This window comes from Acinetobacter sp. AKBS16 (assembly GCF_002899995.1).
Lineage (GTDB): Bacteria > Pseudomonadota > Gammaproteobacteria > Pseudomonadales > Moraxellaceae > Acinetobacter > Acinetobacter baumannii.
This window is the reverse complement of record NZ_POYH01000045.1, coordinates 152,508-169,049: the sequence shown is the minus strand read 5'-3', so window position 1 is coordinate 169,049 and position 16,542 is coordinate 152,508. Positions and strand designations below refer to the sequence as shown.

The 16,542-nt window shown below is 39.8% G+C and carries 17 protein-coding genes; 12 read left to right on the top strand and 5 right to left on the bottom strand.

What is annotated here, in order from left to right:
• Positions 1-4: 4 nt before the first annotated feature.
• The 3 genes from C1642_RS07560 to C1642_RS07550 form a co-directional block, all read right to left on the bottom strand.
• Positions 5-1,105, bottom strand: a complete 1,101-nt coding sequence (locus C1642_RS07560; RefSeq protein ID WP_004842592.1) for a glycosyltransferase family 4 protein — start codon at positions 1,103-1,105, stop codon at positions 5-7.
• A gap of 265 nt (positions 1,106-1,370) precedes the next feature.
• Entirely contained in the window at positions 1,371-2,306 is a 936-nt protein-coding gene (locus C1642_RS07555) for a lauroyl acyltransferase (protein WP_103236135.1), read from the bottom strand.
• 116 nt (positions 2,307-2,422) lie between these two features.
• Positions 2,423-3,055, bottom strand: coding sequence for a LysE family translocator (locus tag C1642_RS07550; protein WP_103236134.1), 633 nt, complete (start codon positions 3,053-3,055; stop codon positions 2,423-2,425).
• A 140-nt stretch (positions 3,056-3,195) separates the two neighbouring features.
• Between C1642_RS07550 and C1642_RS07545 the strand changes: the two genes are divergently transcribed.
• On the top strand, positions 3,196-4,203 hold the full coding sequence (locus C1642_RS07545) for an acyltransferase family protein (RefSeq protein WP_103236133.1): 1,008 nt from the start codon (positions 3,196-3,198) through the stop codon (positions 4,201-4,203).
• Positions 4,204-4,222: 19 nt separating this feature from the next.
• Here C1642_RS07545 and C1642_RS07540 read toward each other — a convergent pair whose 3' ends face one another.
• The gene (locus C1642_RS07540) at positions 4,223-6,133 is read right to left on the bottom strand and encodes an ATP-binding cassette domain-containing protein (RefSeq protein WP_103236132.1); all 1,911 of its coding nucleotides are present in this window, start codon (positions 6,131-6,133) and stop codon (positions 4,223-4,225) included.
• A gap of 32 nt (positions 6,134-6,165) precedes the next feature.
• Between C1642_RS07540 and C1642_RS07535 the strand changes: the two genes are divergently transcribed.
• Positions 6,166-6,411 (top strand): SlyX family protein, encoded by a 246-nt coding sequence (locus C1642_RS07535; RefSeq protein WP_000165735.1) that lies wholly within the window; start codon positions 6,166-6,168, stop codon positions 6,409-6,411.
• A gap of 47 nt (positions 6,412-6,458) precedes the next feature.
• Here C1642_RS07535 and C1642_RS07530 read toward each other — a convergent pair whose 3' ends face one another.
• Positions 6,459-7,469, bottom strand: a complete 1,011-nt coding sequence (locus C1642_RS07530; protein ID WP_103236131.1) for a zinc-binding alcohol dehydrogenase family protein — start codon at positions 7,467-7,469, stop codon at positions 6,459-6,461.
• 99 nt (positions 7,470-7,568) lie between these two features.
• Here C1642_RS07530 and C1642_RS07525 point away from each other — a divergent pair, with 99 nt between their 5' ends.
• The 10 genes from C1642_RS07525 to C1642_RS07480 all read left to right on the top strand — a co-directional run bounded on the left by C1642_RS07525 (position 7,569) and on the right by C1642_RS07480 (position 16,522).
• Entirely contained in the window at positions 7,569-7,946 is a 378-nt protein-coding gene (locus C1642_RS07525; protein WP_001029768.1) for a winged helix-turn-helix transcriptional regulator, read from the top strand.
• Positions 7,947-8,093: 147 nt separating this feature from the next.
• Positions 8,094-8,543, top strand: coding sequence for a hypothetical protein (locus C1642_RS07520; RefSeq protein WP_000368721.1), 450 nt, complete (start codon positions 8,094-8,096; stop codon positions 8,541-8,543).
• A 35-nt stretch (positions 8,544-8,578) separates the two neighbouring features.
• Entirely contained in the window at positions 8,579-11,215 is a 2,637-nt protein-coding gene (topA, locus tag C1642_RS07515) for a type I DNA topoisomerase (RefSeq protein ID WP_000024269.1), read from the top strand.
• Positions 11,216-11,302: 87 nt separating this feature from the next.
• Entirely contained in the window at positions 11,303-12,061 is a 759-nt protein-coding gene (locus tag C1642_RS07510; RefSeq protein WP_000265768.1) for a hypothetical protein, read from the top strand.
• A 137-nt stretch (positions 12,062-12,198) separates the two neighbouring features.
• Positions 12,199-12,771 carry an HdeD family acid-resistance protein gene (locus C1642_RS07505; protein ID WP_000859452.1) on the top strand — a complete coding sequence of 191 codons (573 nt, stop codon included), beginning with the start codon at positions 12,199-12,201 and terminating at the stop codon, positions 12,769-12,771.
• A 116-nt stretch (positions 12,772-12,887) separates the two neighbouring features.
• Positions 12,888-14,867: an ATP-dependent helicase gene (locus tag C1642_RS07500; RefSeq protein ID WP_000050366.1), complete on the top strand. Its 1,980-nt coding sequence runs from the start codon at positions 12,888-12,890 to the stop codon at positions 14,865-14,867.
• A gap of 73 nt (positions 14,868-14,940) precedes the next feature.
• Positions 14,941-15,180: an RNA recognition motif domain-containing protein gene (locus tag C1642_RS07495; RefSeq protein WP_000699342.1), complete on the top strand. Its 240-nt coding sequence runs from the start codon at positions 14,941-14,943 to the stop codon at positions 15,178-15,180.
• 7 nt (positions 15,181-15,187) lie between these two features.
• Positions 15,188-15,547 (top strand): ASCH domain-containing protein, encoded by a 360-nt coding sequence (locus C1642_RS07490; RefSeq protein ID WP_103236130.1) that lies wholly within the window; start codon positions 15,188-15,190, stop codon positions 15,545-15,547.
• An 80-nt stretch (positions 15,548-15,627) separates the two neighbouring features.
• Positions 15,628-16,131, top strand: coding sequence for a DUF6586 family protein (locus C1642_RS07485; RefSeq protein WP_002027464.1), 504 nt, complete (start codon positions 15,628-15,630; stop codon positions 16,129-16,131).
• A 112-nt stretch (positions 16,132-16,243) separates the two neighbouring features.
• A complete protein-coding gene (locus C1642_RS07480) occupies positions 16,244-16,522 on the top strand; it encodes a hypothetical protein (RefSeq protein ID WP_000027403.1) in 279 nt (92 codons plus the stop codon).
• Positions 16,523-16,542 lie beyond the last annotated feature (20 nt).

The following is a 16,542-nucleotide window of genomic DNA, read 5'->3' as shown; positions in this document are numbered from 1 at the left end:
TGGGTTATTTCAATACACTTTGATATAGCTCAAGGGTTTGGTCACACATATCTTTTAAACTAAACATTGTCACAGGAGCGACTGTTTGCGGTTGTTCAATATGATGCTTTACTCTTTCTACTAAAGCTTTTTCATTTTCTGCTTCAACAAGACCTTGCGGGTACACATGAGATAAAATCTCGGCAACCCCTCCACGGTTCCAGCCAATGACCGGCGTGCCTACCGAAAGGGCTTCCAATGCTGTTCTACCGAATGTTTCTGCTTGATTGGATAGAGAGAGCACTATATCGCTAAAAGCGAGCCATTCGCGTATATCTGAGCGATGTCCTACAAAGGTAATTTTATCTGCAAGTCCTTTGCTTTGAATGGTGTTTTGCAACTCACTTAAATAGGCTTGTTTTTTTACATCAGCCCCACCCACAACAACAGCATGCAGTTGAGGATATTGCGAATGAAGTTGCTGCATTAGTTCAATTAAACTTTCATGTCCTTTTAAACGAGTAATACGGCCAGGTAGGCAAAGTAAAAATTTATTCTCGAGTTCGGGAAAGTCGTTAAAGACTTGGTTAAACCACTGTGCTGAGGGTTGGTAGTTATGCGGAAAAGCAGCAGGGTCAATGCCTCGATAAATCCGGACAATATCTTGTGGTGGACAGTTTTTATAATGGTCTGTGATGTATTTAACTACGCTGTCAGAAACAGCGATCACTTTTTCTGCCTGAGTCATGATCGCACTATAACGATTAACTGAATAGAAACCATGTACCGTGCTAATGAGGTGAGGGCGTTTATTCGCTGGTATTTTTCTTAAAGCGAAGTGGGTTAGCCACGCAGGTACGCGAGAGCGCACATGTACAATGTCTGGTTGGTGCTCTTCAATAAGCTGACGTAATGGCCTAATTTGCCACAAGCTCGACAATGATTTTTTATGAATCGGCAGTGTTAAGTGTGTGGAACCTTCAGCTTCAAGTTGTGAGACCAAACGCCCGCCATTAGACACAACCAGAGACTGATGACCTTGTGCAACCAGTGCACGTGCAATTTCCAGTGTGCCGCGTTCTACGCCACCGCTATTGAGTTCTGGGAGAAGTTGCATCACTTTCATTATTTTTTGCCTTATACGTTCATAAAAGATGGATCATCCATAGATACATCATCTCAAACTAAATCATTATCCGGAGTTTACTATCGTGATAGCGACATGGATGTCGCCGTTTCGCTGTGTTACAAGGATGTAACATCAGCGGAACAAAGGATTTTTGCTTACTTTTTATCCCTAAAAAGTAAGGTCTGCCTATCCGAAAGTATTTGAATATCACTTTAAATCGAGGCTGTGCCTATTACTAATCTAAAATTATTACAGCCTTATCTTAATAAATCTCTTCATATCCCTCTGGACGTGTTTTAAAACGACGGTGAAACCACATATATTGAGTTGGTGCGATACGAAGCTGGTTCTCAATAATCTTATTCACACGCGTTGCATCATCGACTTCATCTTCACTTGGCATATTGTCAACCGCTGGCTCAATCAGAATATGATATTTAGGGTTCTGTACATCGCCATGACGATAAAAATATAAAGGAACAGCAACCGCTTTCGAGATTTTTAATAAACGGCGGTGAGCGGTTACAGTGGCAGCTGGCACTCCAAAAAATGGTGCCATAACACCTTGCTTGAGTCCGAAGTCTTGATCGGGACTATACCAAATTGCATCGCCCTCTTTAAGATGACGAATCAAACCACGCATGTCATCATGATCAATTTGTGCTTTATAAATTGTGCCGCGGCAACGATAAATTAGCATATCGAGGAGGGGGTTATTTTGAGGGCGATACACAACATCCGGCTCGAAATATTGGGCACATACATAACCACCTGCATCGAGTAAAGTACTATGTGTACCAAGCAATAAAACACCTTTGCCTTGAGCTTGAGCATTGGTAATGTGTTCTAAGCCTTCAATAGTGACACGGTTTTTAAACCAGGAAGGCTTATACCATGCGTTTAAAGTTTCAAATACCCCAAGCATCATATCCACAAAAACTTGTTTTGCTTGTTGCTGTACTTTTTCAGGTGTCCATTCTGGAAAGCAAACTTCTAAATTACGAATTGTGGTTTTACGACGAGATTTTAAATATTTCCAAGCGATATTTGCCAACCCGTGAGCCAAACGCCATTGAATTGCCCACGGTAAAATAGCCAAAAGCATCAGGAAAGTAATCGCAATCCACCCACCCCAATATTTAGGCAACAAAAAGGACCATTGAAATTCACCGGGCGTATAAGGCTGCTTTTGGCTCATAATGATATAAAGAATTTAAAAAGTTAAAACTGCCAAAAGTGTATCACGAACTGAATTTATCGTCGTAATACACAGGAGTAAATTGAAGGTTTAGAGGGGATAAAAAATAAAGTGGGTTATCGGCGGTGTTCTAGGAGAATATGAACAGCAAGTCCGGCTAAGACTGTACCCATGACCCAGCGTTGAATGCTTGCCCAAAGTGGTTTTTTCTGTAGAAAAAGAGCAATGCTGCCGGCAGAAAATACAATCAGCGCATTTACTGAAACGCTTACAAAAATTTGTATGGTTCCGAGTTGGATAGACTGCGCTAAAATACTGCCTTGTTGTGGGTGAATAAATTGAGGTAATAAAGATAAATACATAATCGCAATTTTAGGATTAAGTAAATTAGTCAAAAAGCCCATTAAAAATAACTTTAATGGTGAGTCAACCGCTAAATCTTTAATATTAAAAATAGATGCGGCATTGGGACGTAAAGCTTTCCATGCTAACCAAAGTAAGTACATTGCACCGGCAATACGAATAGTGTCATATGCATATGGTACTGCAACAACAAGTGCCGTAATCCCGAAAGATGCGCAGAGCATGTAAAATACAAAACCAACGGCAACACCACCGAGAGAAATAAATCCTGCGATTTTACCCTGACTAATGGAACGAGAAATAAGATAAATCATGTTTGGGCCAGGGGTGAGTACCATCGCCACACAAATGAATCCAAATGCCAAAATTTGAGAGAGATCTAGCACGGAAATATCCTTAAATATTATTATACTGATAGGTATAACATAATTGTTTTGTATACAGCGAAACTTTATTCATTGTCTTTTTGAATCAAAAAATAAGAATAATTCAGTATGATATGAATATCTTGAATTTATAGAAATTTATGAGAAATCTCCATATTGATGCCACAAAAGGTGTCTTAATTTTTCTGGTTGTATTGGGTCATTACCTTGAAAGGTTAATTGGCTGGAACGAACCTCTAAATCAAGCGATTTTAGGGAGTATTTACTTTGTTCATATGCCCGCTTTTATTTTTATATCGGGAATATTTTTTAAAGAAGAGAAAATCCTAGAAAAGTTAATTTACTTTTTATCGTTATATTTACCGTTTCAGCTTTTATTTCAATTGCTTGATGCTTTTTATAATGGAAGTCTTTGGAATGGAACATTTCAATTCTTATGGTTTGCTAAACCTTATTGGGTGCTTTGGTATTTATTTAGCATGGGAATTTGGACGCTTTTAGCTTTTTTCCTAAAAAAGGCAGCATATCCAGTTCTATTTTCTATTATTTTAGCTTTACTTATTGGATTTTCACCTATCAATAATTATAGTTATTCAATAGGTAGAATTTTCGTATTTTTACCTTTTTTTATGACTGGGGCGATCTATGGTAAAACTATTTTTCAGTATATTCCGCTGTTACCTTATGAAAAATTATTTGCTGTTATCATATTATTAATAATTACTATTGTAGCCGCTATAAGCCATTATAGTTATTATTGGTTATTTGGGAGTCTATCTTATATTCAGTTACATGTAGATTTATGGCAAGGAGTGCTGATCCGCAGTGTAATTATGTTGCTATCGGCTATGGGTGTTTTGAGTTTATTTGTATTCACTCAAAATTTTAAACAACCTTGGATTGGTTTAGGTCAAAAAACACTGCCAGTTTATATATTGCATGCTTTTGTAATTATTGTTTTAACCCATCAGTTAAGCTTTAAATATTCGGTAGAGATTAATATTTTCATTAGTCTTGTTTTGGCTGTCCTAACTTGCATGGTTTTACAGTTACAGATATTTGAACGTTTAATTCGCTTCATCTCTTTATTTGTATATAAGCCTTTTATGAAATTACTAGAAATTCTAAATCCAAAAAAAGGGCTTTAATTAAAGCCCTTTTTATTGATTAACTGCCTTTACTCATTTGCTCAAGTTCATCCCAGCGCTCTAACTTTTCAAGGAGTAATTCTTCAATTTCTGCTAGACGCTGGCTTGCTTTGGTTGCCGCATCGGCATCCGTTACGAACCATGAGCCGTCAGCAAGTTTGTCAGAAAGTTCAGCTTGCTCATTTTCTAACTTTTCAATTTCTGTCGGTAATTGCTCAAGTTCACGTTGATCTTTGTAACTTAATTTGACCTTTTTTACGTTCGTTTGAGCTGCATTTTTTTCAGCTTCTGCTTTAGCCTGAGCTTTTTTTACATCGCCTTTTTGGTCAACGACTCTCTCGTTTGGACGCTGAATCAAATAGTCCTGATAACCACCGATATATTCTGCAATACCGCCTTTGCCGTCAAATACCCAAGTTGATGTTACAACGTTGTCCATAAAAGCACGGTCATGGCTAATTAGAAGCAAAGTACCTTTATATTCAGACAGCATCTCCTCAAGTAGCTCAAGTGTGACCATATCTAAGTCATTCGTTGGCTCATCCATTACAATCAGGTTCGATGGCTTGAGCAACAGTTTTGCTAACAGGACACGATTACGCTCACCACCAGAAAGTGCTTTCACCGGTGTACGAGCTCGTTCCGGAGAGAATAGGAAGTCTTGTAAGTAACTGAGAATATGGCGACGTTGACCATTTACATCAACGAAATCTGAACCTTCAGAAACATTTTCAGAAACCGACTTTTCAAGATCAAGCTGATTACGTAATTGGTCGAAGTAAGCAATTTCAAGCTGAGTTCCTGTTTTGACAACACCTTCGTGCTGAACTTCGCCTAAGATCGCTTTAATTAAAGTAGTCTTTCCGACGCCATTATCACCGACCAAACCAATGCGGTCACCGCGCATAACAATGGCAGAGAAATCTCTAATGAGGGTTTGTCCATCGTAGCTTACGCTTAAGTGTTCAATATCAAATACAAGTTTGCCTGAGCGCTGTGCTTCTTGAACGCCCATATTGACTTTGCCTTGTTGGAAACGGCGAGCTTTTGACTCTTCTCGTAATGCTTTAAGGGCACGAACACGACCTTCATTACGTGTACGACGTGCTTTAATACCTTGACGAATCCATGCTTCTTCTTCGGCAAGTTTCTTTTCAAACAAGGCATTTTGTTTTTCTTCAGCTTCAAGTTGCTGAGCTTTTAGGTCGAGATAACGAGAATAGTTTCCTTCATAGCTGCGTAATATGCCGCGATCCAATTCCACAATACGAGTTGCAAGGCGGTCTACAAAAGAACGGTCATGCGAAATAAAGAGTAAGGTTAAATTATTTTGATCAAGCAGGAATTTCTCAAGCCACTCAATACTTTCAACATCTAAGTGGTTAGTTGGCTCATCGAGTAATAACACATCTGGTTGGGTAAGTAGGGCGCGGGCGAGTAAAACGCGACGTTTACGACCACCCGATAGGTCTGCTAGATCTGCATTCGGATCTAACTCCATTTTACCTAAAATCGTGTTGACCTTATTTTCTAATGCCCATCCATCAAGTTGGTCAAGTTTATGCTGTAAAGATCCCATACGATCGCAAGCTTCCATGTCACCAAGTACACAGGCATCACTTGCTTCATGATAGGCTTTAAGTACGGCAGCGGCTTCGCCTGCACCTTCTGCTACAATATCTGCAACTTTGCCCGATGACATTGGAACATCTTGGGCTAACATAGAAACAGTTAAACCATTTTGGACAGAAACTTCACCAGAATCTGGTAGTAGGCTTCCCTCAATGAGTTTAAGTAAAGTAGACTTACCTTCACCATTACGACCAATTAAACAGACTCGTTCGCCACGTTCTAGGTTGAAGTTCGCGCCATCGAGCAGGGCAGGTCCGCCAAAAGCAAGTTGGACATCCCTTAAAGTAATATAGGCCATAATGTTTTCCAAAATCTCAAATGAGGACTTAAATGACTAAACCACCATATCATGATGATCAAGCGTCATTTTCCGCACCCATTGAAGATTTGCAAGTGCGAATTGCATTTTTAGATGATTTAGTTGAGGAATTAAATCAGCAACTCGCGATTCAAACTTTAGAAATAGCTGATTTAAAAAAACAAATGCAATTACTTTATCAACGTGTGGAATCTGCAGATTTATCAGAAGGTGTTGCACCTTTTGATCCATTAACGAATAAACCACCGCATTACTAATTAAAATGGCAAGCGTTACGCTTGCCATTTATTTTCAAAAGTGCAACTTAAAATCCGTGTAAAACGATTTTCCCTTTGGTTGAACCACTTTCAATTTGCTCATGAACCTGTGTTAAGTTTTCAGCATTAATTGGGCTTAAAACCTGAGTCACAGTTGTTTTGATTTTACCTTCATCCACCAGTTTACTGACTTCATTTAGTAGCGCACTTTGTTTTTCCATATCTTCCGTTTGGAACATTGAGCGCGTAAACATAAACTCCCAGTGGACTGAGACAGACTTAGATTTAAACGGTTTAATATCTAACTGATCAGGGTCATCAATAAGTCCAAAATGACCTTGTGGAGCAATTAACTCTACAATATCTGATAAATGTTGATCTGTTTCAGTGGTTGAGAATACATATAAAGGTGCACTTAAACCTAATTGTTTAATTTGTGCAGCTAAAGGCTGACGGTGGTTTAATACATAGTCAGCACCTAGTTGTTCTACCCATTCTTTTGTTTCGGGGCGTGAAGCTGTAGCAATAATCGTGAGGTGAGTTAATTGCTTAAGAAGCTGAATGGTAATTGAACCTACCCCACCAGCTCCACCAATCACTAAAATAGTCGTATTAGTAGGCGCAGTCTTTGGAACTTGTAGACGATCAAATAACATTTCCCAAGCTGTGATTGCTGTTAAAGGAAGAGCCGCAGCTTCAGTTGCTTCTAAAGTTTTTGGTTTATGACCGACAATACGTTCATCAACTAATTGCAATTCACTATTACTGCCTTGGCGATTTAAAGCACCTGCATACCAAACCACATCACCAATTTTAAATTGAGTAACTTTATCGCCAATCGCTTCTACCGTGCCTACAGCATCCCATCCAAGAACTTTCCAGCCAGATTGTTCAGCACTTACATTTTTACGTATTTTGGTATCGACTGGATTTACTGATACAGCTTGAACACGAACAAGTAAATCATGTCCTTTAGCTACTGGAGTGTCGAGTTCAATATCTACGAGTGCCTCTGGCAATGTAATAGGCCCCGCTTTTTGATATGCCACAGCTTTCATAATCATCATTCCTCTTGTTGAGAGTTTGATCATAACGTAAGCTTAAAAATAGTGACTACAGACAAATAACGCTCATAGTGTCAAAAAGGATACTGTAAAATGGCAAAAGCTCGACATTCAAGTTTTGACTGCTCACCAGGTTGTTCAGTTGAGGCCGCAATCAGTTTGATTGATGGCAAATGGAAATGTGTCATTCTTTGGCATTTATTAAATGAAGGAACTTTACGATTTAATGAAATTCGTAAACGAGTTCCAAGCATTACACAAAGAATGCTGACCAATCAGCTTCGGGAGTTAGAACAAGATGGCATTATTCATCGTGAGGTTTATCCTCAAGTGCCTCCTAAAGTGGAATATTGTCTAACTGATTTAGGGCGCGGGCTTGAGCAGATACTTCTTGCTTTAAAAACGTGGGGAGATGCGCATCTGGATCAGTTTGGTAAGTTAACTACTCTTGAAACTGAAAAGAGCGCCTAAATATTCTGCCTAGATTGTTAAAAATATCTATGAGGAAATGTTGTAGTTTTTAGCCTTGTCGGTTAATTGGACATTATTTTTATGATGTAACTTGCGTTTTCTGGTCAGCTTATGCAACTCTAATAAAAGAGATTAATAGGTTTTGCTATGGACAATATCGGAATTTGGGTTACCGTTATCATTGTTCTTTTCGTGCTAGGCTCCATTTTTGGTTTAAGAGTGAGTCCACGTGAAAAGGCGCTGGGAATTATGCGAGACAAAGCCCGCAAAATGGGACTACATCCACGCGTAATTGCTGCACCTGAATGGACACATGTCCCGATGGCAACTGAAAAGCGTGCCAGCATGGTTGCTTACTATAGTGTATTGATCCCCGATGCTCGTTTACCGCTCATGCGTGCTCGCGTTATAGACGGAAAATTAAAAGTTGTGCAAGGCGATGAGAAATTTAATGATTCTCCCATTGCATTAAAAGGGATTTATGCTATTGATATGCAGGCAAACTGTGTAGGCCTTTATTGGGATGAGGAATCGGACCTGAAAGCTACGCAATTAGATGAGATGAAGGCTTATCTGTTGGCCTTGGCTGAAGCCTGATTTTTAAATTTATTGGTATAGGAATAACATTTTATATGGCGAATACCTCGCGCTCTGCATCTCAAAGCACAGCATCTTCTGCCTCTGCTGCACATAAACGTGCCTTAGTGATTGTGGAGTCGCCTGCCAAAGCGAAAACCATCAACAAATATTTAGGTTCGCAGTACATTGTTAAGTCTTCTGTAGGTCACGTACGTGACTTGCCAACAGGCGGCAGTAAATCAACAGAGAAAAAGCCGGCTGCCCGGACAAAACTCACTGAGGCTGAAAAAGAACAAAAAGCGAATCAGGCTTTAATCAATCGTATGGGCGTCGATCCGGAACATGGATGGCAAGCGCATTACGAAGTTCTGCCTGGCAAGGAAAATGTTGTTGCTGAACTCAAGAAACTTGCTAAAGATGCAGATGCAATCTATCTCGCAACGGACTTGGATAGAGAAGGGGAAGCAATCGCTTGGCACTTACGCGAAGTGATTGGTGGTGACGATAGCCGTTATCATCGTGTGGTATTTAACGAAATTACTAAAAATGCCATTCAAGAAGCATTTAAACAGCCAACACGTCTCGACTTAAACCGTGTTAATGCACAACAAGCACGTCGTTTCTTGGACCGTGTAGTAGGCTTCATGGTTTCGCCATTATTATGGGAAAAGATTGCCCGTGGTTTATCGGCAGGTCGTGTACAGTCTGTAGCGGTAAAGCTTGTTGTTGAACGTGAACGTGAAATTCGTGCTTTTATTCCAGAAGAATATTGGCAAGTCTTTGCAGACACTAAAGCTAAAAAAGATGACATTCGTCTTGAGGCTGTTAAACAGGCGGGTAAAACGCTTAAATTAAAAAATAAAGCTGAAACAGATGCCCTGTTAGATGTATTAAAAGGTGCTGAATATAAAGTTGCCCAGCGTGAAGATAAACCAACTAAGGTGAATCCAAGCGCCCCATACATCACGTCGACTTTGCAACAGGCTGCAAGTACACGTTTAGGTTTCTCTGTAAAGAAAACCATGATGTTGGCGCAGCGCTTGTATGAAGCTGGTTTCATTACTTATATGCGTACTGACTCAACGTTTTTGAGTGATGATGCTGTAAGTATGGTACGTGCGCATATTGAAAGCCAATATGGCGAAAAATATTTACCAGCTAAGCCAAATCGCTATGGTAATAAAGCAGGTGCTCAAGAAGCCCACGAAGCTATTCGTCCATCAAATGTTGCGCTGACTGGTGATCAACTTGCTGGTGTAGAGCGTGATGCTCAGCGTTTATATGATTTAATTTGGCGTCAGTTCGTAGCTTGCCAAATGACTCCGGCAGAATATTTATCTTCAACTTTAACAGTTGAAGCTGGCAATGTGGAGTTAAAGGCAAAAGGCCGTACGCTTGTATTTGATGGCTTTACTAAAGTTCGTGGTGCCAACAAATCTGATGACGATATCATTTTACCTGCAATTAAAGTGGGTGAAATTTTAAAGCTAGAAAAGCTAGATCCAAGTCAGCATTTTACCAAACCACCAGCTCGTTTTACTGAAGCATCTTTAGTAAAAGAACTTGAAAAACGTGGTATTGGTCGTCCGTCGACTTATGCTGCCATTATTTCTACGATTCAAGAACGTGGTTACGTTAAGTTAGAAAATCGCCGTCTCTTTGCCGAGAAAATGGGTGAGATCGTAACAGATCGTCTTGATGAAAGTTTTAATAACCTAATGAATTATGCATTTACAGCAGATTTAGAAGGTCAGTTGGACCGTGTAGCAACGGGTGAGCGTAACTGGAAAGAATTGTTAGACACATTCTATGGTGATTTTAAAAAGCGTTTGACCAATGCTCAAGGTGAGCAGGGAATGCGTCGTAATCAGCCAGTTGAAGTACCAGCAGTACATTGCCCTGAATGTTCACGTCCAATGCAGATTCGTACGGGCACTACAGGCGTATTCTTAGGGTGTTCAGGCTATAACTTGCCACCTAAAGAACGCTGTAAAGGGACCTTGAACTTAACGCCAGTTGAGTCTTTAGCAGCGTTATCTGATGACGATAGTGCTGAAACAGCAGACTTGATGTCAAAACATCGTTGTCCGAAATGTGGCACGGCAATGGACAGCTACGTCATTGATGGTGGCCGTAAGTTACATGTTTGTGGTAACAACCCGGATTGCGATGGCTATGAGCTTGAAGAAGGCGAGTTCAAGATCAAAGGTTATGATGGCCCAACCATTCCATGTGATAAATGTGATGGTGAAATGCAGCTTAAAACTGGCCGTTTTGGTCCGTATTTCGCTTGTACAAGCTGTGACAATACTCGTAAAGTCTTGAAAAATGGTCAACCTGCACCACCACGTGTAGAACCAATCAAGATGGAACATTTGCGTTCAACCAAGCATGATGATTATTTTGTGTTACGTGATGGCGCGGCTGGTCTGTTCTTGGCTGCAAGTAAGTTCCCGAAAATTCGTGAAACACGTGCACCAAAAGTTGCTGAGCTTCGTAGCGTAGCTGATCAACTTGATCCAAAATACCAGTTTATTTTACAAGCTCCAGATGTAGACCCTGAAGGTAATCCAACCATTGTGAAGTTTAGTCGTAAGAACCAATCACAATATGTGGGTTCTGAAACACCAGAAGGTAAACAAACTAAATGGAGCCTAATTTACCAAGACGGTAAATGGATTGAAGGCTAAATAAGACAGATAAAAAATGCTAGCTCAGCTAGCATTTTTTTCATCTACAACAATAAAAGAAAATATTAGTTTTTATGGGGAAAAAGAATGTGGAAAAACATTCGGATTTTATGTCTATTAATTGTTTTATTAATCGTTGCAGTTCAAGCGTGGCGTGACCAAAACCAAGACTGGAATCAGCCTATTGTGGTGGTATTGCACCCAATAAATGCAGATGGCTTACAAACCACACAAGCTTATATTCATCAGTTACAAAACACTGATTTCCAGACGCTTAAAAGCTATTTAAGTGAATGGTCGCAACATTATCGGGGGCAATCAGCAAACTTTGAAATACGTTTGGGGCAACAGTTACAGCAGCGTCCACCTGAGGTGCCACAAAATGCTGGTATTTTTCATGTGGTTTGGTGGAGTTTAAAGTTTCGTTTTTATGCCTGGCGACAACAACAGCCTGAAGATAATGGAGCATCACTCAAACTTTATTTAAATTATTACGATCCCAATTATCAAAAAGTTTTGGTGCATTCGACTGCTTTAGAAAAGGGCCGTATTGGTAGTGTTAATTTGTTTGCTACACGTGGACAAGCACTACAAAATCAGGTTGTAATCGTTCATGAGCTATTGCATGGCTTTGGGGCAAAAGATAAATATGATTTAAAAACAGGTCAGCCCATATATCCATTAGGATATGCACAACCTGAAAAAGTACCTCTTTATCCACAAAAGCGAGCAGAAATCATGGGTGGTCGAACACCATTATCTGAGCAGACCAGCAAAATGCCAAGTGATTTACAAGAAACCGTCATAGGTTTACCAACAGCTCAAGAAGTGGGGTGGCTGAAATAAAATTGTGGATAAATACTGTTTTATCCACATCAATTGTTAATAAACGATGCACATCTTATACAGACAATAAATGTGAAGTGCATCACTATAATGACATTATATAAACTTCCTAATACCTGATAATAAGAGTCGCCGTCATGAAAACTGTAGGTAATGATTTGGTTCGTAATCAGCTACATGCTGATCGTAAATGGTATCTAATATTAGGCTTTGTGCTCATTATTTTTGGTTTGGTGTTATTTAGCTCACTGCCATTTGCCACATTTTCGGTTGTTTTTCTGTTTGGTATTTTAATGATGGTGGGCGGTGTACTGCATTTAATTGCTGCCTTAAGTGTATTTAAAGGCGGTAGCCGATGGCTGTGGGCACTTTTTGGAGTGCTGTATTTAATGGCAGGCTATTATGCATTTTCTACGCCTGTTACTACGGCTGTGGTTTTAACAAGCTTATTATCAATTGCTCTGATTATTGCGGGTGTAATCCGCACTATAAATGCATTTTTACTAAGACCAATTGCAGGGTGGGGCTGGACCTTATTTTCAGGATTATTAACCCTCGCTACAGGTATTTTAATTTTAGTTTCTAAAGATTCTCCGTTTTGGGTGTTAGGAATGTTTTTGGCAGTAGATATTTTATTTCAGGGTATTAACTTTTTAGGACTCGCTTCTGCGATTAAGCATTTACCTTCTAGCTCAAAAACAGTTTCTTAAAATAAATAACGAACAAAAGGGCACTTAGGGTGCTCTTTTTTGTTTTTAGTGAGCGAAGGTCCATCTCATGGCATGGGTCTGTTAAACTAAGCCTTGGTGTTTTAGCGATATGTGTTATGAGTCTTGCAAAGTTAATTAATGAATTAAATGCTCAGCAAAAAAAAGCAGCGACGACTACGGCTCAAAACTGTCTGGTTTTGGCTGGAGCGGGTTGTGGCAAGACAAAAACTATTGTTGCTCGCGCAGCTTATTTAATTGATCAAGGTTTACCTGCAAATCAAATTCAGATTTTAACGTTCACGCGCCGAGCTGCGAGTGAAATTGTTGCAAGGGTTGAACAGCATGTTGGGGCACAAGCCAAAGGTCTTCGTGCATCCACTTTCCATACCTTTTGCATGTATTTATTGCGTCGTAATCCGCAAGCGTTTGGTTTAACCCAATTTAGTATTATTGATCGTGATGATCAGTTACTCATGTTTCGCTTATTGAGAGGCAAAGACAAAGATAATGTTTTGCCTAAAGCGGCAGAGCTGTGTGATTTATATTCTTATGCCCGAAATACGCAATCTAAGCTTTCTGAAGCGTTACTCAAGCAATTACCTGAAGCATATGAATATAAATCACAAATTGCTGAGTTAATGAAAACCTATGAACAGCGTAAAAGAGAGCGTAATTTTTTAGACTATGATGACATTTTGTCGATCGTCGCTGTTCATTTACAAAACTCGGAAGCACTGACGAACTGGGTTGCTGGTTTCTGCCAAGCTTTGTTAGTTGATGAGATGCAAGATACCAACCCTTTACAGTGGGCACTTTTGCAGCCACTGATTGGTAAGGTGAAATTATTTTGTGTGGGAGATGACGCCCAGTCGATTTACGGTTTCCGTGGGGCCGATTTTGAAAACATTCATTCTTTTAAAGAACGTATTCCTGATGCTGTTATTCATACTTTAGATCTGAATTATCGCTCGACTCAAGAAATATTAGATTTATCAAATTGGTTACTCGCTCACAGTCCAATCGATTACCAAAAACAGTTACAGGCACATCGTGGCAAAGGACAAAAGCCACAACTCCATTTGTTTGGTAATGAATTTGAAGAAGCCAACTGGATTGCACAAGACTTAATAGAGCGACACCAACAGGGCGCAAATTGGTACGACCATATGGTGTTAGTCCGCTCTGGTTACAGCGCACGCTATTTAGAAGGTGCATTTATTGCCGCTGAAATTCCGTATCGTTTTATTGGTGGCGTAAAGTTACTTGAATCAGCGCATGTAAAGGATGTGCTCAGTTTATTGCGTATTGTGAGTAACCCGCAGGATGACTTGGCTTGGATGCGCTTTTTAACCTTATGGGATGGTATTGGAGATGTGGGTGCCAGCAAGTTAGCGCAAGAGTTAATGAGCATTAGTGAGGTCGAAGAGCGTTGTCAGCGTTTGGAGCGTCATGGAAAAGTTCCTTTACAGGCCATTTTGATTTTGAAACAGCTTGATGTGTTACAGCAGCATGTTGAGGCAAGCATTGGTCTAGCACTTGATGCATTAAGTGAACAGTTAGAGCAAAACTATAAAACTAAAGACTGGTCACGTCGAGTTAGGGATTTTGACTTGGTTAAACAACTTGCGCGTAAACATGCATCTCTTGGTGAGTTTCTTGAAGAATATGTGCTTGAACCAATTTCAATTTCTGAAATTGAAAAAGCGGGTGATGATGATTTAGTGACCCTAATTACAATTCACTCCGCTAAAGGTGCAGAACAGAAAGTGTGTTATGTGCCACATGTCTCACCAAACCAATATCCCTATGCGCGTGCACAGGGCGATTTTGATGAAGTCGAAGAAGAGCGCAGAGTATTGTATGTTGCATTAACGCGTGCGGAAAATGAATTGATTTTGACGAAGCAAAATCTCAATACATGGTCACAAGACACGTATGACGAACAAGGCCGCAAAATCGAAAGCTATTTTCTAAATGATTTACCTGCCCATTTGGTTCAGGCAAAAATTCATCGTCAGGTGCCACAGCCATTTGCCAAAAAACAATGGAATACTTCACGAACAGTAAACTTAGGTTTTGGTATTGATCTTGACTAAATTACTGTATAAGACACTGTGAATACTCAAATGTATATTGGCCTTTCTTTTGATGGTCAATGAAGGTTGGAAAATGAAAATATTAGTTCGTAATTTAGATCGTTCAGTGACTGAAGCTGAAGTTTTAGAGCTGTTTAAAGCTTATGGTAAAGTTGAGTCTTGTGTCGTTGTAACTGATAAAGATACGGGTAAATCAAAGGGCTTTGGCTTTGTCGAAATGCCAAATCCGCGTGAAGCCATTAAAGCAATTAAAGGTCTAAATACACTTAAAGTAAAAGGTTACGGTATTCGGGTTAAGGCAGCTGAAGAGTAAGGCTTTTATGCAACAATTTTTAGCTCTTTCTGTGGTTGCTCCAAATGGAACACGTATAGCTCAGGGAATAAAAACACTTGAAGTTCGTTCATGGGTCCCTGCACAGCTGCCTCTTAAAGATCTATTCATTGTTGAGAACCAAAATTTTTTAATAAATGATGGTGATGAAGAAAAGGGAGTCGCCGTCGCTTTGGTTGATGTTGATTCTATTCATGTTTGGCGAAACGATGAGATTGAACCTGCATGTGCCTCTGGTTGGAGTGAAGGATATTTTGCTTGGGTTCTAAGTAATGTGCGTCCTATGAAGCGACAGTTGAAAGTTCCGGCTAAACGTAAAATTTATCAAGTCTCTCTGGATTTACCATAAATAACGTTGATTTTATCAATGGAGTCGTTAAGCTAAGAATAGCCATATAGATGGCAATTTTAGAACAGGAAAGTTTAGTTATGTCACGTGTTGCTCGTTATCATGCCGATCGTACCAATCAAAAACTCTATTTTGCACGCCTAGCGTGTCAACAAGCAGAGCAAACTGATCATGTACAGCAGGTACAAGCGTATCGTGAAGCAGCTGTATTTCATTTACATGGTGCGATGTTGGCATTTTTGCAAGAATTGGTACGTTATTACCGTTTAAATGACTTGCAACCGACATTAAAATCTATTGAAGAGCATATGGCGGCAAAAGGACAAGTTTCTCCGGAAGTTTCTGTTTTGCAGCAATTGGCAAAAGATGGCTTCGTTGCAGAATTAAAACGTGCTTACCGTATGTGCCAATATGCACCGGAACCAACTGAACCGACACCGGAAGAAGAAACTTCTTCTAATTTGATCATTAAAGTGACTCAGGGACCACAATCATGGTTACCTGATGTGAAAATTTTGCGTGAATGGCATAGAGAGTTAAGTCATTTAATTGATGGTTTTCGTAACGAAATGGTCGAGTTCTAAAATTAAACTATCTGAGCGCTTGAAATTTAATCCCAGTGCGCCTATATAAATAAGACGAGAGATGCAAAGTGCAAGGGTGCTTTGCCACCATGTTGAAACATGGAGGAAGTATATGTCTATACAGCAATTGAAAGAGTTATTTGGAAATCAAGAAGCAGTGTTGGAATTAGTCCAACTAGAAGGTGGTGAGCTCGCCTTGCGTAATGCTGGTTCTGAAAAAGAGCCCTTGGTTAAAATTCAGTTTAGTGATGAACTAAAGGCAATATTAGGTGAACAGACGCCTATAGTTGCACAACATATGATTCAAGCTGCTTTGTTTGGGCTGTTAGAAAAGCAGGTCAATGAATGGCAGGCTGAAGTTGTGGATGAGCAGCCTAAATTCTTAAGTTAAAAAAAGCGTACTCTTGAGTA

Coding starts and splice junctions, on each gene's coding strand:
- C1642_RS07480 (WP_000027403.1), top strand. CDS start 16,244: ATGTCTATACAGCAATTGAAAGAGTTATTTGGAAATCAAGAAGCAGTG.
- C1642_RS07510 (WP_000265768.1), top strand. CDS start 11,303: ATGTGGAAAAACATTCGGATTTTATGTCTATTAATTGTTTTATTAATC.
- C1642_RS07560 (WP_004842592.1), bottom strand. CDS start 1,105: ATGAAAGTGATGCAACTTCTCCCAGAACTCAATAGCGGTGGCGTAGAA.
- C1642_RS07540 (WP_103236132.1), bottom strand. CDS start 6,133: ATGGCCTATATTACTTTAAGGGATGTCCAACTTGCTTTTGGCGGACCT.
- C1642_RS07495 (WP_000699342.1), top strand. CDS start 14,941: ATGAAAATATTAGTTCGTAATTTAGATCGTTCAGTGACTGAAGCTGAA.
- C1642_RS07505 (WP_000859452.1), top strand. CDS start 12,199: ATGAAAACTGTAGGTAATGATTTGGTTCGTAATCAGCTACATGCTGAT.
- topA (WP_000024269.1), top strand. CDS start 8,579: ATGGCGAATACCTCGCGCTCTGCATCTCAAAGCACAGCATCTTCTGCC.
- C1642_RS07555 (WP_103236135.1), bottom strand. CDS start 2,306: ATGAGCCAAAAGCAGCCTTATACGCCCGGTGAATTTCAATGGTCCTTT.
- C1642_RS07525 (WP_001029768.1), top strand. CDS start 7,569: ATGGCAAAAGCTCGACATTCAAGTTTTGACTGCTCACCAGGTTGTTCA.
- C1642_RS07490 (WP_103236130.1), top strand. CDS start 15,188: ATGCAACAATTTTTAGCTCTTTCTGTGGTTGCTCCAAATGGAACACGT.
- C1642_RS07530 (WP_103236131.1), bottom strand. CDS start 7,469: ATGAAAGCTGTGGCATATCAAAAAGCGGGGCCTATTACATTGCCAGAG.
- C1642_RS07520 (WP_000368721.1), top strand. CDS start 8,094: ATGGACAATATCGGAATTTGGGTTACCGTTATCATTGTTCTTTTCGTG.
- C1642_RS07545 (WP_103236133.1), top strand. CDS start 3,196: ATGAGAAATCTCCATATTGATGCCACAAAAGGTGTCTTAATTTTTCTG.
- C1642_RS07485 (WP_002027464.1), top strand. CDS start 15,628: ATGTCACGTGTTGCTCGTTATCATGCCGATCGTACCAATCAAAAACTC.
- C1642_RS07500 (WP_000050366.1), top strand. CDS start 12,888: ATGAGTCTTGCAAAGTTAATTAATGAATTAAATGCTCAGCAAAAAAAA.
- C1642_RS07535 (WP_000165735.1), top strand. CDS start 6,166: ATGACTAAACCACCATATCATGATGATCAAGCGTCATTTTCCGCACCC.